The following is a 23,882-nucleotide window of genomic DNA, read 5'->3' on the forward strand; positions in this document are numbered from 1 at the left end:
CCACCCTACGTTCGGCCACCGACAGCGCGGCCGGCCTTCTGCCACCGCTTTCACCACACTGGTGAGACAGCAATACTGTTGCACCGGGTGTGGTGCGTACAGCAGAAGGAGGGTCATGGCGACCGAGACCGAAGAGCCGACGCTCACCGTCGACGAACTGGCCGCGCGTGCCGGGGTCACCGTGCGCACGATCCGGTTCTACAGCACGCGCGGTCTGCTGCCGCCGCCGGTGATCGGTGCGCGCCGGGTCGGGCACTACGGCTCCGACCACCTCTCGCGCCTCGCCCTCATCGAGGAGCTGCAGCACCAGGGCATGACGCTCGCCGCGATCGAGCGTTATCTGGAGCAGCTGCCCCCGGATCTGAGCGCGCAGGATCTGGCGATCCATCGTGCACTGGTGTCCTCGTGGGCCCCCGAGTCCGCCGAGGAGGTCACCCGGCAGGAGCTGGAGCGCCGGGCGGGACGGCCGCTGTCGGACAAGGACGTGGCACGGCTCGCGGCGATGGGAGTGGTCGACCGCACCGCCGAGGGCGACTTCCGGCTGGACGGCGGGCTGCTTCGGCTCGGGGTCGAGCTGTTGGACGTGCCCATCGCGCACGAGACGATCCTCGCCTCCCGCACCGTCCTGCTGGAGCACGCGCGGGCGGCGGCGCAGGAACTGACGCGGCTGTTCCGCGACGAGGTGTGGGGCCCCTACCGCGAACGGGAGTCGGACCCGGACCATGTGGCGGCGATGAAGTCCCTGTCGGCCCATATGCAGCCGATGGTGATCCAGGCACTGGTGACGGCGTTCCAGCGGTCGCTGCGGGAGGAACTGCGGGGGGCGTTCGGTACCGGCAGGTCGTAATTGCGTTGCCGGGGCGGGGAACAGTGGGCGAGGCTTCGCGGCATGTCCGAACAACACGCCGGCACCGCGCACGATGTGCACGCCCTCTTCTCCCGCGGCCGGCTCACCGCCATCCCCCGCAAGGCCGCGCGCCGCGAGCAACTGCTCGTGCACCTCGCGCAGACACTCTTCGCGCACGACCGCGACTACACCGAGCGCGAGGTCAACGAGGCGCTGCAGACCGTGCACGACGACTGCGCGGCGCTGCGCCGCTATCTGGTGGTCGCGGGCCTGCTGACACGGACGAAGGACGGCGGCAGCTACCGGCGGGGCCGGTAGCCGACGGCAGCTCCCGGCCCACGCCGCCGGCCGCTCAGCCTCGGGCGCGCAGCGCTGCTGTGTGCGCCCTGACCTGGCTCGGTGTCAGATAGGCGTCGGTGAACTCGAAGTCGCGCAAGGTGGGCGACTTCTGCGCCTGGAAGCCGGTGCGTACGAAGTCGTCGCCGGCGACGGCGTTGAGCATCCAGTTGGTGAGCACCCTGGCCTTGGCGACATTGGTCCGCAGAGCCGTCCAGTGGTATCCGCGCGCCACTGCCTGGGCCGGCAGACCACGGAGTTCGATGCCGAGCGGCTTCGAGACGGCGTCCTTGCCACCGAGGTCGACCACCAGGCCGAGATCCTTGTGCGCATAGGGCTGGAGGGGCTGCCCGCGCAGCGAGGCGATGACGTTGTCGGCCACCTTGCGGCCCTGGCGGAGGGCGTGCTGTGCGGTCGGCGGACAGACGGCCCCGTCACCCTTGGCGAGGTCCGGCACCGCCGCCGCGTCCCCGAGGGCGAAGACCCCGTCGGCGTTCGGCACGGTCATCTCGGGGCGCACGACGAGTCGGCCGCGATCCGTCTCCACATCCAGCGTGCCGACCAGTGGGCTCGCGGCCACACCGGCCGTCCAGATCAGGGTGCGGCAGGGCAGTACGCGCCCGTCGGTGAGCGTCACCGTCTCGGGCCCGGCCTCCGCGACCGAGACCCCGAGAGAGACCTCGATGCCGCGCCTGCGCAGGATGTCCAGCGCGGCCTGGCCGAGCTTGTCGCCGAGCTCCGGCATCAACTTGGGAGCGATGTCGACCAGGTGCCACTTGATCTGCTCGGGGTTCAGCCGGGGATACCGCTTCACCGCGTGCTGGGTGAGGCGCTGCAGACACGCGGCCGTCTCCGTGCCCGCGTACCCTCCGCCGACCACCACGAACTGCAGCCGCGCGTTCCGTTCCGCTTCGTCCTGGCCTGCGTCCGCCAGATCCAGTTGGGCGATCACGTGGTCGCGGATGTAGGCGGCTTCCGCCAGCGTCTTCATTCCCCGCGCATGGTCGACGAGGCCCGGGATGTCGAAGGTCCGGGTGACGCTGCCGGGAGCCAGCACGATGTGGTCGTAGGCCACGTCGATCGTCTCGCCGGTGATCAGGCGGATGACACAGACCTTCCCGCCGGCGTCCACACCGATCGCGCCACCGGGGATGATCTGCGTGCGGTGCTTACGGCTGCGGCGCAGCGAGACGGCCACGGACTGGGGGGTGAGCACTCCGGCGGCCACCTGCGGCAGCAGCGGCAGATAGAGCTGGTACGAGAACGGTGTCACCAACGAGATCTCCGCCTCGGTGGCGGACAGCTTTCGCTCCAGTCGGCGCACGCACTCGATCCCGGCGAATCCGGCGCCCACTACGAGAATCCTCGGTCGTGCCACAGTGCCCATCCCCTTCTCCGGCCGGCAGGTCTACCAGTCGACTGCCCCGCATCGCAGGTCTTGCACGATCCGTTTCCCGACACGGACGGCGATTTCGCGGCGGTCGAGGGCTGTCACCCGTCCGACTCCCCGCACGAGCAGGGGGCTTTCCGGAGTGCCGGCCGACCGGATACGGCCTCGGAGCAGATGCCCTCGCGCATGCGAGGTCACCTGCTCCGGGATGAGCGGGCCGGTCAGGCGTCGGTGAAGACCTCGCCCCGCTCGGCCTTCTCCACGAGCAGCGCGGGCGGCTGGAACCGCTCGCCGTAGCGCCCGGCCAGCTCACGGGCGCGGGCCGTGAAGCCGGGCAGGCCGCCCTCGTAGCCGTTGATGTACTGCAGGACACCGCCCGTCCAGGCCGGGAAGCCGATGCCCATGATGGAGCCGATGTTGGCGTCGGCGACCGTGATGAGGACGTTCTCCTCCAGGCAGCGGACGGTGTCCAGCGCCTCGGAGAAGAGCATCCGCTCCTTCATGTCGTCGAACGGGATCTCGGTGCCGGATGTGGTGAAGTGCTCGCGCAGCCCCGGCCACAGTCCGGCACGCTTGCCCTCCCCGTCGTAGTCGTAGAAACCGGCGCCCCCGCTGCGGCCGGTGCGGCCGAACTCGTCGACCATCCGGTCGATGACCGCGTCCGCGGGGTGCCCGGCCCAGGTGCCGCCGGCCTCCTCGACCGCACGCTTCGTCTCGTTGCGGATCTTGCGCGGCAGGGTGAGCGTCAGCTCGTCCATCAGGGAGAGCACCTTGGCCGGGTAGCCGGCCTGGGCCGCGGCCTGCTCGACGGAGACGGGGTCCGCGCCCTCGCCGATCATCGCCACACCCTCGTTGATGAACTGGCCGATCACGCGCGAGGTGAAGAAGCCGCGCGAGTCGTTGACGACGATCGGCGTCTTGTTGATCTGCCGCACGAGGTCGAAGGCGCGGGCCAGTGCCTCGTCGCCGGTGCGCTCGCCCTTGATGATCTCCACGAGCGGCATCTTGTCGACGGGCGAGAAGAAGTGCAGTCCGATGAAGTCGTCCGGCCGTGTGACACCTTCGGCGAGGGCGGTGATCGGCAGGGTGGACGTGTTGGAGCAGAGCAGGGCGTCAGGTTCGACGACGTCCTGGATCTCCTGGAACACCTTGTGCTTGAGCGCCGTGTCCTCGAAGACGGCCTCGATCACGGCGTCGCAGCCCGCGAGGTCGGCCGCCTCCGCGGTCGGGGTGATGCGGGCGAGCAGCGCGTCCGCCTTCTCCTGCGAGGTCCGGCCCCGGGACACGGCCTTGGCGCACAGCTTCTCGGAGTACGCCTTGCCCTTGGCGGCCGCCTCGGCCGTCACGTCCTTGAGGACGACGTCGATCCCGGCGCGGGCGCAGGAGTACGCGATGCCCGCGCCCATCATCCCGGCGCCGAGCACGGCCACCTTGCGGACCTTGCGCGGCTCGATGCCCCCCGGCCTGCTCGCGCCGGAGTTGACGGCCTGGAGGTCGAAGAAGAAGGCCTGGATCATGTTCTTGGCGATCTGACCCGTGACCAGCTCGGTGAAGTAGCGGGCCTCGATGACCTGGGCGGTCTCGAAGTCGACCTGGGAGCCCTCGACGGCCGCGGCGAGGATGTTGCGCGGCGCCGGGTAGGGCGCGCCGGCGGTCTGCTTCTTGAGGTTCGCGGGGAAGGCGGGGAGGTTGGCGGCGAACTTCGGGTTCGACGGGGTGCCGCCGGGGATCCTGTAGCCCTTGACGTCCCAGGGCTGCTGCGCGGCGGGGTTGGCGTCGATGAAGGCACGCGCCTTGTCGAGCATCTCCTCCCGCGTGGTGGCCACTTCGTGGACCAGGCCGTTCTCCAGGGCGCGCTGCGGACTGTACTGGGTGCCCTGGAGCAGCACCTTGAGCAGGGCGTCCGCGATGCCCATGAGCCGTACGGTGCGGGTGACGCCGCCGCCCGCGGGCAGCAGCCCGAGGGTGACCTCGGGCAGGCCGATCTTGGAGCCGGGCGCGTCGAGGGCGATGCGGTGGTGGCAGGCGAGGGCGATCTCGTAACCGCCGCCGAGGGCCGCGCCGTTGATGGCGGCGACGACGGGCTTGCCGAGGGTCTCGATACGGCGCAGGGCGCGCTTGATGCCCATGCCCGCCTCGAAGACGAACTGCGCGTCGCCGGGTCCGGCCTGGATCATCTCCTTGAGGTCACCGCCGGCGAAGAAGGTCTTCTTGGCGGAGGTGAAGATGATGCCGCGGATGGATTCCTGCTCGGCCTCGACGCGGTCGGCGATCGCGGCGATGGAGGCCTTGAAGGCCTGGTTCATCGTGTTGGCGGACTGGTCGGGGTCGTCGAGAACGAGCGTGACGATGCCGGTCTCGTCCTGTTCCCAGCGGATGGTGGTGGACTCACTCATGGTTCTGGTCACTCCGGTAGGCGAGGGAAAAGGACGGGGGTCAGAGACGCTCGACGACGGTGGCGATGCCCATGCCGCCGCCCACGCAGAGGGTGGCGAGGCCGTAGCGCTTGTCCTGGCGCTCCAGTTCGTCGACGAGGGTGCCGAGGATCATCGCGCCGGTGGCACCGAGGGGGTGGCCCATGGCGATCGCTCCGCCGTTGACGTTGATCTTGTCGAGCGACAGGCCCATGTCCTGGGCGAAGCGCAGGACGACTCCGGCGAACGCCTCGTTGATCTCCACGAGGTCGATGTCGTCGATGGTCAGACCCGCCCGGGAGAGCGCCTTGCGGGTGGCGGGCGCGGGGCCGGTGAGCATGATGGTCGGCTCGGAGCCGGAGACGGCGGCGGAGACGATCCGGGCGCGCGGGGTGAGTCCGTAGCGCTCGCCGACCTCCTTGCTGCCGATGGCGACGAGAGCGGCGCCGTCCACGATGCCGGAGGAGTTGCCCGCGTGGTGGACGTGGTCGATCTTCTCCACCCAGTGGTACGTCTGGAGGGCCACGGCGTCGAAGCCGCCGAGGTCGCCGATGCCCGCGAAGGACGGCTTGAGGGCGGCGAGGGAGTCGGCCGTGGTGCCGGGGCGCATGTGCTCGTCGTTGTCGAGGACGACGAGGCCGTTGCGGTCGCGGACGGGGACGACGGAGCGCTCGAAGCGGCCGTCCTTCCACGCGGCGGCGGCCCGCTCCTGCGACATCGCGGCGTACTCGTCGACGTCGCGCCGCGACCAGCCGCCGAGGGTGGCGATCAGGTCGGCGCCGATGCCCTGGGGGACGAAACCGGTGTCGTAGTTGGTCATCGGGTCGGCGAACCAGGCGCCGCCGTCGGAGGCCATCGGCACCCGCGACATCGACTCGACGCCGCCGGCCAGGACCAGGTCCTCCCAGCCCGAGCGGACCTTCATGGCAGCCATGTTGACCGCCTCCAGGCCGGAGGCGCAGAAGCGGTTCTCCTGCACGCCTGCGACCGTGTCGGGCAGTCCGGCGGCGATGGCCGCGATCCGGGCGATGTCGGAGCCCTGGTCGCCGACGGGGCCGACGACACCGAGCACGATGTCGTCGATCGCGGCCGGGTCGAGGCCGGGGAACCGGCGCTCGATCTCGTGGATCAGCCCGACGACGAGGTCGATCGGCTTGGTGCCGTGCAGGGCGCCGTTGGCCTTCCCGCGCCCGCGCGGGGTGCGGATCGCGTCGTACACGTACGCTTCGGTGCTCACTGGTCAGCCTTTCAAGAGGGTTTAGCCGAGCAGGGAACGACCGATGATCTCCTTCATGATCTCGGTCGTGCCGCCGTAGATGGTCTGGATGCGTCCGTCGGTGAATGCCCGGGCGACGCGGTACTCGTTCATGTAGCCGTAGCCGCCGTGGAGTTGCAGACAGCGGTCGGCGGCGCGCTTCTGGAGCTCGGTCGCCCACCACTTGGCCATCGAGGCATGGACGGCGTCCAGTTCACCGTTCGCGTGGTCGGTGATGCAGCGGTCGAGGAAGGCGCGGGTGACGGCGCACTCGGTGGCGAGTTCCGCGATCTCGAAACGGATGTGCTGGAGCTTGGCGAGCGGCCGCCCGAACGCCTCGCGTTCCTTGACGTACTCGGTGGTGATCTCCAGCAGGTGCTCTGCGGCGGCGATCCCGGCAACCGCTATCGCCATGCGCTCCTGCGCCAGATTGGTCATCAGATGGACGAAGGCACCGTTGAGCTCCCCGAGCAGATTGTCCTTGGGGACGATCACGTCGTGGAAGAACAGCTCGGCGGTGTCCTGGGACTTCTGGCCGATCTTGTCGAGGTTGCGCCCTCGCTCGAAGCCCTCCATGCCGCGCTCGACGACCAGCAGCGACAGTCCGTGCGCGCCACCTTCCGGTGTCGTCTTCGCCACCACGACCACCAGGTCGGCGAGGATGCCGTTGGAGATGAACGTCTTGGAGCCGTTGAGGACCCAGTGGTCACCCCGGTCCTCCGCCGTGGTGCGGATGCCCTGCAGATCCGAGCCCGCGCCCGGTTCGGTCATCGCGATCGCGGTGATGATCTCGCCGCTGCAGAAGCCGGGCAGCCAGCGCCGCTTCTGCTCGTCGGTGGAGAGCGAGGTCAGGTACGGGCCGATGATGTCGTTGTGCAGCCCGACCGCGAGGCCGGGTGCGCCCGCGCGGGTGAACTCCTCGTGGAGCACGGCGGCATAGCGGAAGTCGTCGTTCCCGCCGCCGCCGTACTCCTCGGGCACCGCGAGACCGAGCAGGCCCTGACGGCCGGCGGCGAGCCACGCCTCCCGGCTGACGATGCCGTCCTTCTCCCACTGCTCGTAGTGCGGCAGCACCTCCTTGGTGAGGAAGGTGCGCACGGTCTCGCGGAAGGCGTCGTGCTCGGCGGAGAAGATCTGGCGCTTCAACGGTCCTCCTGGGTACGGATGCCGGGCACGCCCCAGTCACGGGCGACCTCCGCGGTGTCCGCGCCGGGCATGGCGGGCGGCCGGGTCACGGCCCCGGGGGTGGCGGAGAAGCGGGGCGCCGGCGCGGGCTGGGTGATGCCGCCGTGGTCGACGAACGTGGAACGTGCGGTGAGGTGCGGATGGCCCGGGGCCTCCCTGAGCGAGAGGACGGGTGCGACGCAGGCGTCGGAGCCCTCGAAGACTGCGGTCCACTCGGCGCGGGTGCGGTCCTTGAAACGGGCCGCGACGGCGTCGCGCAGCTCGCCCCAGCGCGCGAAGTCCTTGCGGGCAGGGGCCTTGTCCTTGATGCCGAGCAGCTCGATGAACTCGTTGTAGAACTGCTGCTCCAGAGCCCCGACGGCCATGTACTGCCCGTCGGAGGTCTCGTAGGTGCCGTAGAACGGGCAGCCGCCGTCGAGCAGATTCGCACCGCGGCGGTCCTGCCAGCCACCGGCCGCCATCATGCCGTGGATCATCGTGGCGAGGTGGGCGGCGCCGTCGACGATGGCCGCGTCGACGACCTGTCCGGTGCCGTCCGCGGCGCGGGCGTGCTGCAGCGCGGCGAGCACGCCGATGACGAGGTAGAGCGAGCCGCCGGCGTAGTCGCCGACGAGATTGGCGGGGACGGTGGGCGGCTCATCGGCCTTGCCGATCATGGAGAGGGTGCCCGTGAGGGCGATGTACGCGATGTCGTGGCCGGCGCGCTCGGCGAGGGGCCCGTCCTGGCCCCAGCCGGTCATCCGCCCGTAGACCAGCCGGGGATTGCGCGCGAGGCAGGCATCGGGGCCGACGCCGAGGCGTTCGGCGACGCCGGGGCGGTATCCCTCGATCAGGATGTCCGCCCTTTCGACCAGGTCGAGGACCTGGCCGGGGCCGTCGTCGGACTTGAGGTCGATCAGCACCGACCGTTTGTTGCGGTTGGTGAGGTCGTACGCGGGGTCGATGGCGAGGCCCGCGCCGCCGGGGCGGTCGACGCGCACGACATCGGCGCCGAGGTCGGCGAGCAGCATGGCGGCGAACGGGCCGGGCCCGATGCCCGCCAGTTCGACCACGCGCACCCCGGTCAGCGGACCGTTCCCTGACGCTGTCATCCAGTCCCCTGCCATCCTGGCTCGGCGGTGTGACACAACTGATGTCACACCGGTGATGGTAAGAACACGTTCCACTCAGCACAAGGGCTTCGGCCGAGCAAGCGCTTAGAAGTCCCTGCGATGCCAGGTTACCGATGGGGAACACTTCTTCTGCGCGGCCGCGCGGCGCGCTAGCCTCAGCCACCGACATCGGCGTGGTCGTAACGGCGGAGGAGCCATTGAACAGCCAGAACGGGACCGGTCGCGCACAGCGTCCCTACGACATCGTGCTCTTCGGGGCGACAGGATTCGTCGGCACGCTCACGGCCGAGTATCTGGCGCGGCACGCGCCCGACGACTGCCGCTGGGCCATCGCGGGGCGCAGCCGGGCCAAACTGGAGCGGCTGCGGGAACAGCTCGCGGCCGCCGCACCCGCGTGCGCGGATCTGCCCCTGATCGAGGCGGACGCCGACGACCCCGATGCCCTGCGCGAGCTCGCCGGGTCCACGTGGGTCGTCGCCACGACGGTCGGCCCCTACGTCTGGTACGGCGAGGCACTGGTCGCCGCCTGCGCGGAGGCCGGGACGGACTACACGGACCTGACGGGCGAGCCGGAGTTCGTGGACTCGACGTTCGTGCGCCATGACGCACGCGCCCGCGAAACGGGGGCACGCATCGTCCACGCGTGCGGCTTCGACTCGGTCCCGCACGATCTGGGCGTGCAGTTCACGGTGCAGCAACTGCCCGAGGACGTGCCCTTGACCGTCGACGGCTTCGTCCGCTCCAACGCGATGTTCTCCGGTGGCACGATGGCCTCCGCGCTCACCGCCATGGGCCGCGGCCGCGAATCGCTGCGCGCGGCGCGCGAACGCCGCCTGCACGAGCCACGCCTGGTCGCCCGACGGGCGCGCGCACCGCTGGGCGCACCGCACTTCAGCCGGGAGACTGGCGCCTGGGCGATCCCGCTGCCGACGATCGACGGCCAGATCGTGGCCCGCTCGGCCCGCGCACTGGAGCGCTACGGCCCCGACTTCCGCTACCGCCACTACGCGGCGGTCAAGTCCCTGCCGATGGCCCTCGGCGGCCCGGTGGCGGCCGGCGCGGGCTTCGCCCTTGCCCAGCTCCCCGCCGCGCGGCGCTGGCTGATGGACCGCTACGCACCCGGCGACGGCCCGAGCGCGGAACGCCGCGCGAAGAGCTGGTTCTCGGTGCGCTTCGTGGGCGAGGGCGGCGGCCGCCGCGTCTTCACGGAGGTGTCGGGCGGCGACCCGGGCTACGACGAGACGGCGAAGATGCTGGCGGAGTCGGCGCTGTGTCTGGCGTTCGACGACCTGCCGAAGACGGCGGGACAGGTCACGTCGGCGGCGGCGATGGGGGACGCGCTGCGGGAACGGCTGGTGGCGGCGGGCGTGACGTTCCGCGTGGCGCACGCGCGGTAGGCGGGGTGAGGGGGTGTTCCCCTCCCCGCCATTTCCCGAACCGGGTCCCGCCCGGACCCGGCACCGCACTCCGCGCGGTATTACGGGGGCTCCGCCCCCGGACCCCCGCGCCTCAATCGCCGGCGGGGCTGGAGTTCGCGGAGCGGAATCAGCCCGTCCGGGGGTCCCCCCACGCCCGCAGGGCGTAGGGGGAGATTGAGGACACCGCGCGGAGCGCGGTGCCGGGTCCGGGCGGAGCCCGGTAGGGGTCCGGGCGGAGGTAAGGGTCCGGACGGAGGTAGGGGTCCGGGTCGAGCCCGGTGCCGGGCCGAGCCCGGTTATGGGAAAGGGCCGGGAGGGGAAGCGTCCCGCGCAGCGGCCCCCCTCACACCCCCGTCGCCTCCCTCAGCGCCCCCCGGCACAGCGCATCCGCCCGCCTCGTCGTCTCCGGGACCCGAAAGTCCCGCGCCAGATGCAGCGCATGCGCGCATGCCGACTCCAGCGTCACGCGGTGGCCCGACGAGACGTACACAGGCTTCACGCCGTCCTGCGTCCGCAACGCGCGGCCGACCTCCTCGCCGTCGTCGGAGAGCAGCACGGCGAAGTCCCCGCGCCGGGCGCCGACTTCGGCGTGAGTGAAGACGAACGGGTTCTTCGCGACGCCGATCACCGGCAGGCCCGTCAGCACTCCGAGATGGCTCGCCAGCCCGAAGCGACGGGGATGCGCCTGCCCGTAGCCGTCGCAGACCACCAGCCCCGGCCCCGCGGTCAGGGACTCGAGCGCTGCCAGCACCGTCGGGATCTCGCGGAAGGCGAGCAGCCCGGGCACGTACGGGAAGGAGACGCGGCCGATCGCCGTGGCCTCGTCGACGACGGTCAGGGTCGCCGCGTCCAGCACGACGGCCGCCGCGGCGACGACGTCGCGTTCGTCGTCGTACGCGACGTCGACGCCGGTCACCAGTCCGGTGCCGGGCGGCGGACCGGGTTCGTCGAGGACGACCCGGGTGCGCAGTTCGTCCTGGACGGCGAGGGCCGCAGCTTCGTTCGCGGGCCAGCCCGCAGGCACTTCGACGATCTTCATGGTGCCCCCACCCTACGACCCGACGATCCCGGCCAATCCCTCGATCGCCGTCCGCGCCCACTCCTGCGCCCCTACCGCCGTGCCGGCCGCGACGCCGGTCGCGACCGGTGCCAGCGCACCCCTGAGCATGGTGAGTGCGCGACGGAGCCTGCCCTCCTCGGGCGGGTCCGGCCGGGTGATGGTCGCGAGGACCTCTCCGGCCGCCGACTCGACATCCTCGCGGTCCTGATCGGCAAGCCCAGCCTGGGGCAGTTCCCGGAGCAGGGCGGTGACCAACTCGGCCAACGGCTCGAACTCCGGGGACACGGCAGTGTTGTTCTGCTGGTTCTGGGTGACCGTCTCGTTGTTCCAGGCGAACTGGGCGCCCGAGACCTCGGCGTTGAAGACCGGGCCGTCGTAGTTGTTCACGTTCTGTGGCTCGTTCATGTGCGAGAACCGTCCTCGTTGGTCTGCTGCTGGATGACACCGTTGTTGTTCCACGCCAGCTGCGCGCCGTGGACCGCGGCGTTGAAGACCGGGCCGTAGAAGTTGTTGACGACCGTCGGCGGAGGCGCGGCAGGCTCTGCGCTCCGCACGACCGGCAGCGACGTGCGAAGCGAGACCAGGTCGACGCGGCCGTTGTCCTGCACGGCCGCCCCCTGCGTTCCGTTCACGGAACAGTCCACCAAGCGGCCGCCGCACTCGTCGTCGAAGCTCGCACCTGTGGCGGCGCAGTCGGTGAACTCGCTGTCCGCGATATCCAAGTAGGCGGAATTCTTCCCGCAGAGGCCGAATGCCTCCGAGCCGGTCACCGTGACGTTTCTCGCGACGAGCCTCGCCGTGCCGAACCCGAGCAACCCACCGGCGCGCACCGTTGTCAGGGCACAGTCGTGCGCGATCAGCTGGGCCTCCTCGCCGACGCCGAAGCCGAGCAATCCGCGCTCCGCCGTCACGCCCTTGAGGGTCACCCGGGACTGACCGAGGGCGGCAACCGCGGCCATGCGGAAGTCGCGGAACACCGTGTCGGTGACGTCGGCCGTGGTGCCACCGTCCCCGCGGGTCTCCAAGCCCGTCGGGCAGCGTTCCACACGGAGTTGCTCGAACTCGGCCTTGGCCGAGTCCCACACCCGCAGTGCGGTGCCTGTCAGGTCCGTGATCACGGCCCGGGTGAAGCGGCCTCTGGCGTCGTCGGTGACGGCAATGCCGACGTTGCCCTGCGAGATGCGGCAGTCCTGGACCTCCGGCGCACCACCTTTGGTGGAGAACACAGCGATGTTTCCCGCACCGACGACCTCGCAGTCCGAGAACCGGCCGCGGCCCGAGGTATGGACGTTGATGCCGGTGTCGCGACACGCGGTGAACACGCAGCCGCGGACCGCCGGATCGGCACCGCTCTCCACCACGACTCCGTGCTGCGCATCGGTGACGCGCGTGCCGTCCACGGATCCCCGCGACTGTTCGGAGAACATGATCGCCTCTGTGTGCACGGCGGTGATCGCGCAGCCGGACACGGTGAGTTCCGCCTGCATGTCCGCGATGAGGGCCGCTCTGCCGGTCCCGGTCAGCTCGCATCCGGTGACCTCGGCCCGTGCACCGCTGACTCGCACACCATGGATACGGCTGCCGCCGATCCAGCAGTCGCGGACCGAGGCATGGGCGCCTTCGATCACCGCGACCGCGTTGTCGGCCGCGTCGGTGAACCGGCACCGTTCGACGATTCCCCGGGCTCCGGTGAAGAGGGTCCGGCCATGCAGGATCACGCTGTCCCGCAGCGTCACCGAGGTGTTCGGCCGCGCGTGCACGCTGATGCCGTTGTCCGCCCGGATCTCCGACTGCTCGAGCGTGAGCGTCCCCGCACGGCAGCCGACGACCTCGGCGTCGCGGCCGATCAGTACGAGGCCGTGGACATGAACCGACCCGAAGGCGTCCAGTACGGCACCACGGGGCCGGCCGACCGTCACGGAGCCCGGACCGTCGATCGCGGTGAGCCGGACCTCGCCCTGGACGGTGAGCGCCTCCTCATAGCGGCCGGGTGCGATCTCGATCAGCGCCGGCCGGTTCCGTCCGGCCGCGGCGCGGAGAGCGGACGTGATGTCGGGGTAGGCACGGCGACCGCCGTGCGGCGAGACGAAGTACCTCGCGACCATGCCCTCTTCCCCCACGCCGCCGGCCCGGAACTGCCGATGCTACCCGAGCAGTTGAACGGTGGCGGAGGTGCAACCCGTGGGCCGTCCCGGCCGCCGAAGTGCCCGGGTCCGTTGCGAAAGTGCCGCGCGATTCCGCTCCGCTGTCGACCCGGTCCAGCGGCACCTCCGCCACCAGGGTGAACATCAGGATCGGCGGGGTCCGGACGGTACTCTGGCGATCATGTTCGTACTGGAATTGACCTACACCGCGCCCGTGGACCGCGTCGACGAGCTCCTCGCGGCGCATGTCGAGTGGCTGGACGCGCTGTACGAGGAGGGCGTGTTCATCGCGTCGGGGCGCAAGAACCCGCGCGACGGCGGCGTGATTCTCGCCGTCGGGGACGACCGCGCGCACATCGAGACGATCGCCGCGGCCGACCCCTTCGTCATCGGCGAGGTGTGCGCCTACCGGATCACCGAGTTCATCGCCACCAAGACGGCTCCCGAACTGGCCCCGTACCGGCAGCAGCTGCCCTCCGTCTGACCGGCTCCTCGGCGCCCCCGCGCCCTTTCCGGCCCGGCCGCCGCCGGGTGGGCGCGATGGCGCTACGCTGCCCGCCTGCGTCGATCACAGGGCCGCCGCCACGGTGGACCACGGGGGACCGACATGGGCTTCAGGAGTGCGAGACGGGTAGTCACCACAGTGGTGGCGCCGGCCGGCGGGGTGTTTCTGCTGGGTGGTTCCGCGATGCGACTGGAGACGCAGCTGTCGGGCACGTCCGGCCGGTTCACTGCCGACCACACTGTGTTCGGCCCGCCGAAGGGGACGGCGACGACGGCCTGGAGTGCTCGACGGCGGCCGCCCCGGACGGGCCGGCCGCGGAGCCGGAGCGCTCCGCGGTACCGGCCTCATGAGCCGTTCCTCTCAGAACTCCAGGCGCGCGACCCGGCCCTTCTCTCCCGATGCCCAGCACCCGAAGTCCGGCGTGCAGTCGACGGTGTCGAACGATCCGGAGTCCACGGTGCGCCACGTGCGGCCGCCGTCGATCGTGAGATCGGTGCCGGTCGGGCCGACGGCGAGCGCGGCGGACCGCGGGAACGGCAGCCAGGCGACGCCCGAGCGGTACGCGGGCGGCGCCGTCTTCGACTGCCGCCAGCTGCGCCCGGCGTCGCCGGTGACCGCGGCCGCGCGGGGGGATGCCTGGTCCGGGCGGTAGTCGCCGCCGACCGCGATGCCGTGCGTACGGTCGCGGAACGCGAGGGCGAAGACGCCGCGCGCGGGGTCTCCGGCGGGAATCGTCGACTCGGCGACGGTCCAGTTGAGCCCGCGGTCGGCGGAGTGCAGCACCCGGGCCTTCGCCCCTCCCCCGGTCGCCAGCCAGACGTCCTTCGGGCCGGCGCTGACGAGGCACTGTCCGCTCGCCGCGAAGCCCGCCTCGCCGGGCAGGGCGTCCGGCATTCCGTCGGACGGAAGCACCTTCCAGGAACGGCCGCCGTCACCGGTCGACAGGATGCGGTACCTGCCGTCCACCGGGTCGCTCATGGCGAGGCCGTGCCTGCTGTCGAAGAAGGTGATGCAGTCGTAGAAGGCCTTGGGGTCGTCGTTGCGGAAGGACTCGGTCCAGGTGGTTCCGCCGTCCTCGGTGCGGAAGACCCGCGACGCCTCCCCCTCGCCGATGGCGAGCACCACGGCACGTCGGCCGTCGAAGGCCTCGACGTCCCGGAACTCCAACTCCTGGGCGCCCGGCGGCGAGACGTTCAGCCAGCTGCGGCCTCCGTCGCCGGTGCGCAGCACGGTTCCCTTCGACCCGGCGACCCACGCCACCTTGCGGCTGACCGGTGCGAGGCCGCGGAAGCGTACGTCGGTCCCGGTGTCCTTCAGCTTCCAGGAGAGCGGCGCCGGCCGGTCCCTGTCCGCGTCCGGTCCGGCCGCCTGCGCCGGGGCGCTCAGCACCGCAGCAACCGCCGCCGCGCAGAGCCCCACCGACACCATTCGTCTCGTCTTCCCCTTGGACGTCATGGCGCTGGAAGCTAGCCCACGGGCCCTGCGGCGTCCAGAGTGCGAGACGCCCCCAGAACCGGGGTCCGGGCGGTGACACAACTCACGCGGGGTCCGAGTGCACGGAATCGGCCGTTCCATCGTCTTCCGTGGCGCCAGGGAAACCCTGTGCCGGATGATCCCCACGAGCCGCACACGAAGGAGCGGGCCTTGTCCACTGTCATCGAGCAGGCCGTTCAGGCCCGTCTCGTCGCCTCGGCGCCCCGTATGGAGTCGGTCCCGGCGACGCTGCACTACGACCGCAGCGACCCGTTCGCGGTGCGCATCGACTTCCCGGCGCCGGCGACCCTCGAGGGCACCGACATCTCGTGGGCGTTCTCCCGTGAGCTGCTCGTACAGGGCCTGGACGCATCGGCGGGCGTCGGCGACGTGAGGGTGCGGCCGTACGGCTACGACCGTACGGTGCTGGAGTTCCACGCCCCCGAGGGCATCGCCATGGTGCACATCCGCACCGGCGAGCTGCGGCGCTTCCTCAAGCGGGCGCAGGAGCTGGTGCCGGCCGGCAGCGAGCATCTGCATCTCGATCTCGACCACGATCTGACCGAGCTGCTGCGCGACGCCCGCTGATCCTGCAGCCGCCGTCCCTGCCACCGACTGCCGTTCCGTAAATACGTTTGCGCCGCCTTCAGCCGGCTCCTAGTGTGTTCGACGGTTCTGTTGTCGTCGATCGGAGAAGGACGTTGCTCGTCTGAGGTCTTGAGACACCCTGCCGCACGGCAATCGCCTGCGCGCATCGTGTGCGACCTCGACGCCCTGCCGTCCTCCGCCCGACCGGGACCGTTCTTCCTTCCCGTACGGCTCCGTCGCCACGCCCCGGTGTCTCCACCCGTTGCCATCAGCCCTTCCTCGCAACCGGGAGACCCGTATGTCACACACCCCCACCACCAATGTCACCTGCACCGAACTCGGCTTCGCCTGGCCGGACGGGACCGAGGTGTTCGACGCTTTCCAGCTGACCGTCGGTCCTGGCAGAACGGGCCTCGTCGGGCTCAACGGGTCCGGAAAATCCACCCTGCTGCGGCTGATCGCCGGCGATCTGACCCCCACCGCGGGCAACGTGTCCGTCGCGGGCAGGACCGGCTGTCTGCCGCAGAACGTCGTCCTCGACACCGGTCTGCATGTGGACCAGGTCCTCGGCATCGCGGCGGCCCGCGCCGCGCTCCACGCGATCGAGGGCGGCGACCCGAGCGAGGACCACTTCGCCGCGGTCGGCGACGACTGGGACGTCGAGGAGCGGGCCCGCGCCACGCTCGACCAGCTCGGGCTCGGGCACATCGGCCTCGACCGCACCATCGGGGAGGTGTCGGGCGGTGAAGCCGTAATGCTGCGGCTGGCCGCGCTGCTTCTCGCCCGGCCGGACGTGCTGCTGCTCGACGAACCGACCAACAACCTGGATCTGTACGCCCGCAGGCACCTGTACGAGGCGGTAGCCGCCTGGTCCGGGGTCCTGGTCGTCGTCAGCCACGACCGGGAACTGCTGGAACTCGTCGACCGGATCGCCGACTTGCGCGACGGCGAAGTCCACTGGTACGGCGGCAACTTCAGCGCGTACGAACAGGCGCTGGCCGTGGAACAGGAGGCAGCCGAGCGGATGGTCCGCGTCGCCGAGGCCGACGTACAGCGCCAGAAGCGCGAACTGGCCGACGCCCACATCAAGTTGGACCGGCGTCGGCGCTATGCGCAGAAGAGCAAGGAGAACAAGGTGGTGCCGAAGAACGTCGCCAACGCCCGCAAGGCGGAGGCACAGGTGTCGGCCGGCAAGCACCGCATCATGCACACGCAGCGGCTCGCGGAGGCGAGAGAACGGCTCGGCGACGCCGTCGAAGCGGTGCGCGACGACGACGAGATCCGTATCGAACTGCCGCACACCAAGGTCCACCCGGGCCGCGGCGTGCTGCGGCTGAACGACGTGCACCTGCGCCACGGTGCCCGGATCCGGGGCGAGTGGGAGGTGCGCGGACCCGAGCGCATCGCGCTGGTGGGACGCAACGGCGCGGGCAAGACCACGCTGCTGCGGACGATTGCCGGCGAGCTCGCGCCCGTTTCGGGCGAGGCGGTGCCGCAGGTGCCGCTCCGCTTCCTGCCGCAGCGTCTCGACATCCTCGACGACGGGCTGAGTGTGGTGGCGAACGTCGCCCGGTTCGCGCCCGCCGCGACGAACAACGCGATCCGTGCGCGCCTGGCCCGCTTCCTGTTCCGCGGGGCGGCCGCGGAACAAGGCGCCGGGACGCTCTCGGGGGGTGAGCGTTTCCGGGCCTCGCTCGCCGCGCTGCTGCTCGCCGAACCGGCGCCGCAGCTGCTCATGCTCGACGAGCCGACGAACAGCCTCGACATGGCGAGCGTGCGCAGGCTGGCCGCGGCACTGGAGTCGTACGAGGGCGCGTTGATCGTAGCCAGTCACGACATGGCCTTCCTCGACTCGATCGGGATCACCCGCAGGCTGTGGCTGGACGAGGAGGGCCTGCGGGACGTGTCCGCCCACGACCTGCGCACGGCCGGGCGGCCGACCGGCTGATGTCCTGCCGCGGGGGATTCCCCGCAGGTGGGGGGCCGGGTCATGATGGGCGCCGCTTCGGGTACCCGAGGCGGTGTCCGTCCCGACCCCGACCCGTCCTGGAGGCGAGGCCCGTGCCCAGCAGGAAAGCCCTGATCCGCCGCCCGAGCCCGCGCCTCGCCGAGGGGCTGGTGACACACATCGAGCGCAACCCGGTCGACGCCGATCTGGCACTGCGGCAATGGGAGGCGTACACCGAGGCCCTGCGCGAGCACGGCTGGGAAACCGTGGAGACGGCACCGGCCGACGACTGCCCGGACGGGGCCTTCGTCGAGGACACCGTGGTGATGTTCCGCAATGTTGCTCTGATCGCCCGGCCCGGCGCGGAGTCGCGCAGGCCCGAGACCCTGGCCGTCGAGCAGACGCTGGCCGAGCTGGGCTGCTCGGTCAACTGGGTGTGGGGGCCGGGCACCCTGGATGGCGGCGACGTCCTCAAGGTCGGCGACACGCTCTACGTGGGCCGCGGCGGACGGACCAACGCCGCGGGCGTGGCGCAGCTGCGCGCCGCGTTCGAGCCCTTGGGGGCACGGGTGGTGGCGGTACCCGTGAGCAAGGTGCTCCACCTCAAGTCGGCCGTGACCGCGCTGCCGGACCGGACGGTGATCGGGTTCCCGCCGCTGGTCGACGTTCCGAGCGTCTTTCCCCGTTTCCTGCCGGTCCCGGAGGATTCGGGCGCTCATGTGGTGCTGCTCGGGGGCGGAAAACTGCTGATGGCGGCCAGTGCGCCGAAGACGGCCGAACTGTTCACCGACCTCGGCTACGAGCCGGTGACGGTCGACATCAGCGAGTTCGAGAAGCTCGAGGGCTGCGTGACCTGTCTCTCCGTCCGGCTGCGCGACCTGTACGCATAACAGGACGTAATCGAACATTTCCATGCGGGGCTTGGCCCACCGCTTATCGCGGCTTAACCTACGGTTTCGTAACCTACGAATCCGTAGGTACTACTCCCGTCCCCAGGAGCACCAGTGACGATCACCTCTCCCCACCTCGGCAGTTCGGACGCCTGGACAGACGCCCGGCTGCTGTACGCGCTCGAAGAGGTGGTGGAGAAGGAACTCAACCGCCATCTCAAGGTTGCCAAGGACTGGATGCCGCACGAGTACGTGCCCTTCGGTGACGGCCGCAACTTCCCCGGCTTCTTCGAGGACGGCGAGGCCTGGGACCCGGAGCAGTCCAAGGTCACGGACATAGGCCGTATCGCCCTCGTGGTGAACCTGCTCACCGAGGACAACCTCCCGAGCTACCACCACGAGATCGCCAGCCTCTTCGGCCGCGACGGCGCCTGGGGCACCTGGGTGCACCGCTGGACCGCGGAGGAGGGCCGCCACGGCATCGTGATGCGCGACTACCTCCTCACCTCGCGCGCCGTCGACCCCGACAAACTCGAACAGTTCCGCATGGCACACATGGCGGAGGGCTTCGAGTCGGACAACCGGCACTCGATGCTGCACTCCGTCGCGTACGTCTCCTTCCAGGAACTCGCCACCCGCGTCTCGCACCGCAACACCGGCCACCAGTCGGGCGACCCCGTCTGCGACCGGATGCTGGCGCGCATCGCGACCGACGAGAACCTGCACATGGTCTTCTACCGCAACCTGCTGAGCGCGGCGTTCGAGATCGCGCCCGACCTGACCATGCAGGCCGTCCGCGACGTCGTCGTGAACTTCCGCATGCCGGGACACGGCATGCCGGGCTTCGAGCGTGCCGCGGCGCAGATGGCGATCGGCGAGATCTACAACATGCGCATCCACCACGACGACGTGCTGCAGCCCGTGCTGCGCTTCCTGAAGGTCCTGGAGATCGACGGGCTGGGGCCCGACGGCCTGAAGGCGCAGGAGGAGCTCGGCCTGTACATGGGCGGGCTGGACGCGGAAGCGTCGAAGTTCGACGAGAAGCTCGCGGCCCGCAAGGCGCGGATGGCGGCGCGCGCCGGAGGCTGAGGCGCGACGCCGGACGCCATGGCGCGCCTGCGGGTCCGGCCTACGGGTCCGGGCCCGGCGTGGGCGCCGGCAACCACCGCACGCCCCGCGGGAGCCATCTACGCATGGCCGCATCATGTACGTGATGTGGCCATGACGTGACCGGGCGCCCGCGGCCGGCGGATCGCCGCACCGTACGCTGTGCCGCGTGAAAGCCGTGACCCGCCTCGTCCTGTTCGGAACCCCGATAGCCCTCGCCGCCGCCTTCGTCGTCGGCTCGGCCGGCGGCGACGGCAAGCGGCCTGCCGACGACCCCGCGCTGCGGATCCAGCAGCCGTCGAAGGCACCGGATCCGCTCAAGGCGGGCAGCGCGGCACAGCGGAAGAAGCGGGACGCACGGATCGACGCGATGCCGCCCGGCCTGGCCGCACCCGCCGAGAAGGAGATCGCGGCCCGTCTCGTGGCGAGCGCGGAGAACTCGACGCTGGACTGGCGCGGGCTTTACGGCTCCATCGAGGACAACGGCGACGGCAACGGCTACGTCGCCGGGATCATCGGTTTCTGCTCGGGCACGAACGACATGCTCCAGCTCGTCGAGTACTTCACCGAGCAGCACCCGGACAATCCCCTCGCCGCCTACCTTCCCGCCCTGCGCAAGGCCGACGGCACCGACTCGCACGAAGGCCTCGGCCCCCGCTTCGAGCGCGCCTGGGCGATGGCCGCCGAGGATCCCGCGTTCCGCACCGCCCAGGACACGATGCGCGACCGGATCTACTTCGATCCGGCCGTGCGGCTCGCGAAGATGGACGGGCTGTCCACGCTGGGCCAGTTCCTCTACTACGACGCGATGGTGCTCCACGGCCCGGGCATCGGGCCGGACGGCTTCTACGGCATCCGCGAGGCTGCCATGCGAGCGGCGGACACGGCCGCTGAGGGCGGCGAGGAGCGGGCATATCTGAACGCCTTCCTCGACGCGCGGCGCGCCGTGACGGCCCGGCAGAAGACCGAACAGGCCAGGGACACCTCACGGATCGACACCGCTCAACGGGTCTTCCTCCGGGCCGGAAACATGGACCTGACCACGCCGCTCACCTGGCAGGTGTACGGGGAGACCTTCCGCATCACCTCCGTGACGCAGCCGTCCTGAGGCTCACCACGCCGCCGCAACGAGCCCAGCGGCCTTCAGGCAGCCGTGCGCACCGGCCCGATCCGCACGGCCGTGCACGGCGACCGCGTACCGCTCACGGGAAACGCACCTGACGCGCGGACGGCCGGACCGACGCCGCGCGAGCACTCGCGGTTGCCCGCGACGACGGGCCGTCAATCCGAGTATCCGGATATCCCACCACTCGTGCGGAGTACGGCAGTTGTCCGGGCCACCCGATGATCTGCCAGGGTGATCCGCCATGGATCGTGATCTTCAGGTGAACAGCCGCCAGTTGGGCCGCTTCTGCCATGCCCTGGACAGCTCCCTGAAATCGCTGGGAGAAGCGAGACGAGCGCTGGAGCACGTGCGGGCGGACCAGCTGGGTACGGCGGAGCTCGACGAAGCCTGCGACGGCTTCCAGAGCCGCTGGAAGTACGGCGCGCAGCAGCTGGACACCCGAATCGGCGCGGTCCGCGACGGCGTGAAGGCCACGCACACGGGCTTAAGGGAGATCGAGAGGGCCATCGAGTCGGCCTTCAGGACCGTGGGGGCGGCAAAGGGTGAGTGACGTGACGAGTGGCGTGACCGGTTATCCGCACCTGGGCTGGGACCCGGCGCCGGGAAACCCTGCGGAGATCTCCGCGCTGCAGAAGAAGCTCCACACTTGCGCGGCGTCACTGGGCACGGCGCACGCGCTGGTGAACCGGCTGCTCGGCGAGAGCACGCACTGGCGCGGGGAGGCGGCCGCCGCCTTCCGCGAGGCGCTGGACGGTGAACTCTCCACGTACCTGCGCAATGCCCACCGCTCGGTGTCGAAGGCGTCGAAACAACTGCTGTCGTGGCACGAGGACCTGGTCGGCTACCAGGCGACGGCGAAGAAGTACGAGGCCAGGGCGCGGCTGGAACAGTCGGACCTGACACGGGCGGAGACCCACCACGACGCGATGACCGCCACGCGTGACGCCCCGGCCGCGGAGGTGCGCACGGCGGCGCAGGCGGTAACCAACGCACGTGCGGCACTGGCGTCGGTCCGGACGCTGGCGCGGGAACTGGAGGAGACGCACCGGGCGGAGGCGTCGAGAATCGCGCGTGCGCTGAACGAGGCGACGGAGAGGCTGGCTCCGCGGGAGCCGGGGGCGTTGGACAGGGTCCTGAAGTGGATGGACGAGGACCTCGGCGACATGCTGTCGGACGTGTCGGCCATCGTCGGCTTCGTAGCCATGTGCATCGGCCCGGCCTTCCCACCCGCAGGCCTGGCGCTGATGGTTGTGGCGGCGGGCGCCAGCATGGGTGCGCTCGCCCTTCACGCGACCGATCGCCGCATTCACAAGTCGCTGAAGGACGGCTTCACCAAAGGCGAGTTCGACGCCGACTTCTGGGACAGCACTGTCACTCTCGCAGGCGACACGCTCGGATCCGTGCCCGGAGTCGCTGCCATCGCCCACGGCGCGAAATCGGCTTCCGCAGCAGCACAGGCCGCATCGGCTCTCGCAGACACGGGGACCCTCGCTACAGCGCGCGCCGGTTCCCAAGCATTCAGCAGCGGAGCCTGGGGAGCCATGGACGACATGCGTCGAGTGGAGAACCCCTTGATGGGTTGGGCACTGCGCAGCACACCTCCGGCCGTCCAGGAATCGGCGAAGTACACGCTCGCCGGAGCAGGTGCAGCGACAGCTGCCAGTCACTTCAGTCCCTACGACGACGAGAACGCAACCGTCGCCAACACAGGTACTGCCGTCGATGGCACGCGGGCCGTCATCGACGACGGCCCCAGCGCAGCGGCAAAGGCCGCCCACGCATGGGCCGCATTGGCCCGCTGAAGGAGGCCCACCGATGTCGAACACCCCACGGGTCTGGTTCAGACTGCCGCCCGGCTACCACTCTCTGGACGATGTGCCCCTGGACGAGCTGGAGGCCTCGGCCCACACCATTGCGCCGCTTCTGGGCGCGGAGGCCACCGCACGATGCCTCGACGACGTTCGCGTCGTGTCGGAATTGCTCCACGCCGTGCGCTCGGATCGCATGATCCATGTGGCCATCGGGGTTCACCCCGACAGCGACCAAGGGGCGAGCATCTCCTTCTTCTCGCTGTCCGTGGAAGAGACCGCGCCGCGGATTCCGGCGCTCGCGACAGCTCAAAGCGCCCTGGTCGTGATGGACTCCAAGCTCTGGCAGTCGAAGACCGGCACGCTACTGGAGCTGCCGATCGGCGTCCCCGCTGCACTGGTCGCCGGCACGGTGAAGGCGCCTCCTGCCCACCTGCTGAAGGCTGCGGGAATCGCGACACCATCGTGTGAAATCTTCCAAGCCAGGCTGACTGTGCCGTGTCCCACGGGAACCCACATCGCCATGGCCGAGTTGACGAGTGCTGCGGTCCGGCACGCGGACGACTACAAGGACATCCTCGAAGGAATCGCGCACACGCTGACTTTTGCTCCGCCCGAATCCTCGGGCGGTTCCCCCCGACCCACGTCCAGCATCATGGAGATTCCGACGTGACGCCCGAACTACCTGATCCACCGCTGCTCAAGTCCGCCTTCGAGCACCGGCCCACAGCCGTGGGGCACCGCAATCTCGTGTGCAAGCGCCGGTCCTGGTTGAGCCTGTTGGTCGCCATGGCCGCGGCAACGACCTACGTGGGTGCCGCACACCCGCCACGGGACATCGTCGGGTTCGTCATCATCAACCTCTGCTTCTATCCGATCATGCTCGGGACGACATGCCTCGCCCTGCGCCGCACCCGCCGCACCGCCGACATCCTGCGGGTCTATCCCTGGCGCGCTTTTCCCTGCGAGTACCCCCACCGGTCCCTGGAGAGCCCCAAGGTGGTCGTGATCAGGTTCACCGACGGTCATGCTCCTGTCCTACGGTTCACGCCCTTCTCCGTGAACCTCAAGGAGAAACAGAATCCGCAACCCGACATGATCTGGTTCGCCGGGGACATCCGCTACGGCGGTGTCGTCTCGCCCGTCGGCGGGCACTTTCCCGTGCGTGTCGTGCCCGACGTCCCCTCCGCTGCCGTGCCCGGCGGCACACCCGCCGACGACGAGCGCGCCCAGCGGGCCGGGCTCGTCGCCGACGGAAGGGCGAGCAGAACCTAGC

Annotated in this window: 22 protein-coding genes; 13 read left to right on the forward strand and 9 right to left on the reverse strand. The window is 70.4% G+C overall.

From position 1 onward, the window contains the following. Positions 1-115: 115 nt before the first annotated feature. Positions 116-847 (forward strand): MerR family transcriptional regulator, encoded by a 732-nt coding sequence (locus AC067Z_RS20300; protein ID WP_478790938.1) that lies wholly within the window; start codon positions 116-118, stop codon positions 845-847. A 42-nt stretch (positions 848-889) separates the two neighbouring features. Beyond that, positions 890-1,165 carry a DUF2087 domain-containing protein gene (locus AC067Z_RS20305; protein WP_478790939.1) on the forward strand — a complete coding sequence of 92 codons (276 nt, stop codon included), beginning with the start codon at positions 890-892 and terminating at the stop codon, positions 1,163-1,165. A gap of 34 nt (positions 1,166-1,199) precedes the next feature. Here AC067Z_RS20305 and AC067Z_RS20310 read toward each other — a convergent pair whose 3' ends face one another. From AC067Z_RS20310 to AC067Z_RS20330, 5 genes are all read right to left on the reverse strand, one after another. Then, on the reverse strand, positions 1,200-2,561 hold the full coding sequence (locus tag AC067Z_RS20310) for an NAD(P)/FAD-dependent oxidoreductase (protein WP_478791062.1): 1,362 nt from the start codon (positions 2,559-2,561) through the stop codon (positions 1,200-1,202). A gap of 233 nt (positions 2,562-2,794) precedes the next feature. Further along, positions 2,795-4,969, reverse strand: coding sequence for a 3-hydroxyacyl-CoA dehydrogenase NAD-binding domain-containing protein (locus AC067Z_RS20315; protein WP_478790940.1), 2,175 nt, complete (start codon positions 4,967-4,969; stop codon positions 2,795-2,797). Positions 4,970-5,009: 40 nt separating this feature from the next. Further along, positions 5,010-6,224 (reverse strand): acetyl-CoA C-acetyltransferase, encoded by a 1,215-nt coding sequence (locus AC067Z_RS20320; RefSeq protein WP_478790941.1) that lies wholly within the window; start codon positions 6,222-6,224, stop codon positions 5,010-5,012. Between the two features lie 21 nt (positions 6,225-6,245). Further along, the gene (locus AC067Z_RS20325; protein ID WP_478790942.1) at positions 6,246-7,388 is read right to left on the reverse strand and encodes an acyl-CoA dehydrogenase family protein; all 1,143 of its coding nucleotides are present in this window, start codon (positions 7,386-7,388) and stop codon (positions 6,246-6,248) included. Further along, positions 7,385-8,518, reverse strand: coding sequence for a CaiB/BaiF CoA transferase family protein (locus tag AC067Z_RS20330; RefSeq protein WP_478790943.1), 1,134 nt, complete (start codon positions 8,516-8,518; stop codon positions 7,385-7,387). The genes AC067Z_RS20325 and AC067Z_RS20330 overlap by 4 nt, the downstream gene beginning before the upstream one ends. A gap of 218 nt (positions 8,519-8,736) precedes the next feature. Between AC067Z_RS20330 and AC067Z_RS20335 the strand changes: the two genes are divergently transcribed. Then, a complete protein-coding gene (locus AC067Z_RS20335; RefSeq protein WP_478790944.1) occupies positions 8,737-9,936 on the forward strand; it encodes a saccharopine dehydrogenase family protein in 1,200 nt (399 codons plus the stop codon). 364 nt (positions 9,937-10,300) lie between these two features. On the opposite strand, the gene AC067Z_RS20340 is transcribed toward AC067Z_RS20335, so the two are convergent. The 3 genes from AC067Z_RS20340 to AC067Z_RS20350 are packed head-to-tail and all read right to left on the reverse strand — an operon-like array spanning position 10,301 to position 13,122. Further along, on the reverse strand, positions 10,301-10,996 hold the full coding sequence (locus AC067Z_RS20340) for an endonuclease V (RefSeq protein WP_478790945.1): 696 nt from the start codon (positions 10,994-10,996) through the stop codon (positions 10,301-10,303). Between the two features lie 12 nt (positions 10,997-11,008). Further along, a complete protein-coding gene (locus AC067Z_RS20345) occupies positions 11,009-11,422 on the reverse strand; it encodes a hypothetical protein (RefSeq protein WP_478790946.1) in 414 nt (137 codons plus the stop codon). Then, a complete protein-coding gene (locus AC067Z_RS20350) occupies positions 11,419-13,122 on the reverse strand; it encodes a right-handed parallel beta-helix repeat-containing protein (RefSeq protein ID WP_478790947.1) in 1,704 nt (567 codons plus the stop codon). Before AC067Z_RS20350 ends, AC067Z_RS20345 begins: the two co-directional genes overlap by 4 nt. A 220-nt stretch (positions 13,123-13,342) precedes the next feature. Between AC067Z_RS20350 and AC067Z_RS20355 the strand changes: the two genes are divergently transcribed. After that, complete coding sequence (locus AC067Z_RS20355; protein WP_478790948.1) at positions 13,343-13,645, forward strand: YciI family protein; 303 nt, start codon at positions 13,343-13,345, stop codon at positions 13,643-13,645. 381 nt (positions 13,646-14,026) lie between these two features. Here AC067Z_RS20355 and AC067Z_RS20360 read toward each other — a convergent pair whose 3' ends face one another. Beyond that, positions 14,027-15,121: a WD40/YVTN/BNR-like repeat-containing protein gene (locus AC067Z_RS20360; RefSeq protein ID WP_478790949.1), complete on the reverse strand. Its 1,095-nt coding sequence runs from the start codon at positions 15,119-15,121 to the stop codon at positions 14,027-14,029. 189 nt (positions 15,122-15,310) lie between these two features. Here AC067Z_RS20360 and ssgD point away from each other — a divergent pair, with 189 nt between their 5' ends. The 9 genes from ssgD to AC067Z_RS20405 all read left to right on the forward strand — a co-directional run bounded on the left by ssgD (position 15,311) and on the right by AC067Z_RS20405 (position 23,881). Beyond that, complete coding sequence (ssgD, locus tag AC067Z_RS20365; protein WP_478790950.1) at positions 15,311-15,727, forward strand: spore wall synthesis regulator SsgD; 417 nt, start codon at positions 15,311-15,313, stop codon at positions 15,725-15,727. 298 nt (positions 15,728-16,025) lie between these two features. Further along, a complete protein-coding gene (locus AC067Z_RS20370) occupies positions 16,026-17,675 on the forward strand; it encodes an ABC-F family ATP-binding cassette domain-containing protein (protein WP_478790951.1) in 1,650 nt (549 codons plus the stop codon). A 113-nt stretch (positions 17,676-17,788) separates the two neighbouring features. Beyond that, positions 17,789-18,565, forward strand: a complete 777-nt coding sequence (gene ddaH, locus AC067Z_RS20375; RefSeq protein WP_478790952.1) for a dimethylargininase — start codon at positions 17,789-17,791, stop codon at positions 18,563-18,565. A 114-nt stretch (positions 18,566-18,679) separates the two neighbouring features. Beyond that, on the forward strand, positions 18,680-19,654 hold the full coding sequence (locus AC067Z_RS20380; RefSeq protein ID WP_478790953.1) for an acyl-ACP desaturase: 975 nt from the start codon (positions 18,680-18,682) through the stop codon (positions 19,652-19,654). 196 nt (positions 19,655-19,850) lie between these two features. Continuing rightward, complete coding sequence (locus AC067Z_RS20385) at positions 19,851-20,780, forward strand: chitosanase (protein ID WP_478791063.1); 930 nt, start codon at positions 19,851-19,853, stop codon at positions 20,778-20,780. 259 nt (positions 20,781-21,039) lie between these two features. Then, positions 21,040-21,348 (forward strand): hypothetical protein, encoded by a 309-nt coding sequence (locus AC067Z_RS20390; protein ID WP_478790954.1) that lies wholly within the window; start codon positions 21,040-21,042, stop codon positions 21,346-21,348. 1 nt (position 21,349) lies between these two features. Further along, positions 21,350-22,600, forward strand: a complete 1,251-nt coding sequence (locus AC067Z_RS20395) for a hypothetical protein (RefSeq protein ID WP_478790955.1) — start codon at positions 21,350-21,352, stop codon at positions 22,598-22,600. Between the two features lie 13 nt (positions 22,601-22,613). Then, positions 22,614-23,279, forward strand: a complete 666-nt coding sequence (locus AC067Z_RS20400) for a hypothetical protein (protein ID WP_478790956.1) — start codon at positions 22,614-22,616, stop codon at positions 23,277-23,279. Further along, positions 23,276-23,881: a hypothetical protein gene (locus tag AC067Z_RS20405; RefSeq protein WP_478790957.1), complete on the forward strand. Its 606-nt coding sequence runs from the start codon at positions 23,276-23,278 to the stop codon at positions 23,879-23,881. Before AC067Z_RS20400 ends, AC067Z_RS20405 begins: the two co-directional genes overlap by 4 nt. The last annotated feature ends 1 nt before the right edge of the window (position 23,882 follow it).

It is taken from the genome of Streptomyces sp. NPDC043812 (genome assembly GCF_056436245.1).

What these genes read in the sequence shown, in the direction of transcription:
- AC067Z_RS20340 (WP_478790945.1), bottom strand. Translation starts at nt 10,996, where the DNA reads ATGAAGATCGTCGAAGTGCCTGCGGGCTGGCCCGCGAACGAAGCTGCG.
- AC067Z_RS20400 (WP_478790956.1), top strand. Translation starts at nt 22,614, where the DNA reads ATGTCGAACACCCCACGGGTCTGGTTCAGACTGCCGCCCGGCTACCAC.
- AC067Z_RS20370 (WP_478790951.1), top strand. Translation starts at nt 16,026, where the DNA reads ATGTCACACACCCCCACCACCAATGTCACCTGCACCGAACTCGGCTTC.
- AC067Z_RS20355 (WP_478790948.1), top strand. Translation starts at nt 13,343, where the DNA reads ATGTTCGTACTGGAATTGACCTACACCGCGCCCGTGGACCGCGTCGAC.
- AC067Z_RS20390 (WP_478790954.1), top strand. Translation starts at nt 21,040, where the DNA reads ATGGATCGTGATCTTCAGGTGAACAGCCGCCAGTTGGGCCGCTTCTGC.
- AC067Z_RS20315 (WP_478790940.1), bottom strand. Translation starts at nt 4,969, where the DNA reads ATGAGTGAGTCCACCACCATCCGCTGGGAACAGGACGAGACCGGCATC.
- AC067Z_RS20330 (WP_478790943.1), bottom strand. Translation starts at nt 8,518, where the DNA reads ATGACAGCGTCAGGGAACGGTCCGCTGACCGGGGTGCGCGTGGTCGAA.
- AC067Z_RS20300 (WP_478790938.1), top strand. Translation starts at nt 116, where the DNA reads ATGGCGACCGAGACCGAAGAGCCGACGCTCACCGTCGACGAACTGGCC.
- AC067Z_RS20350 (WP_478790947.1), bottom strand. Translation starts at nt 13,122, where the DNA reads ATGGTCGCGAGGTACTTCGTCTCGCCGCACGGCGGTCGCCGTGCCTAC.
- AC067Z_RS20360 (WP_478790949.1), bottom strand. Translation starts at nt 15,121, where the DNA reads ATGACGTCCAAGGGGAAGACGAGACGAATGGTGTCGGTGGGGCTCTGC.
- AC067Z_RS20305 (WP_478790939.1), top strand. Translation starts at nt 890, where the DNA reads ATGTCCGAACAACACGCCGGCACCGCGCACGATGTGCACGCCCTCTTC.
- AC067Z_RS20345 (WP_478790946.1), bottom strand. Translation starts at nt 11,422, where the DNA reads ATGAACGAGCCACAGAACGTGAACAACTACGACGGCCCGGTCTTCAAC.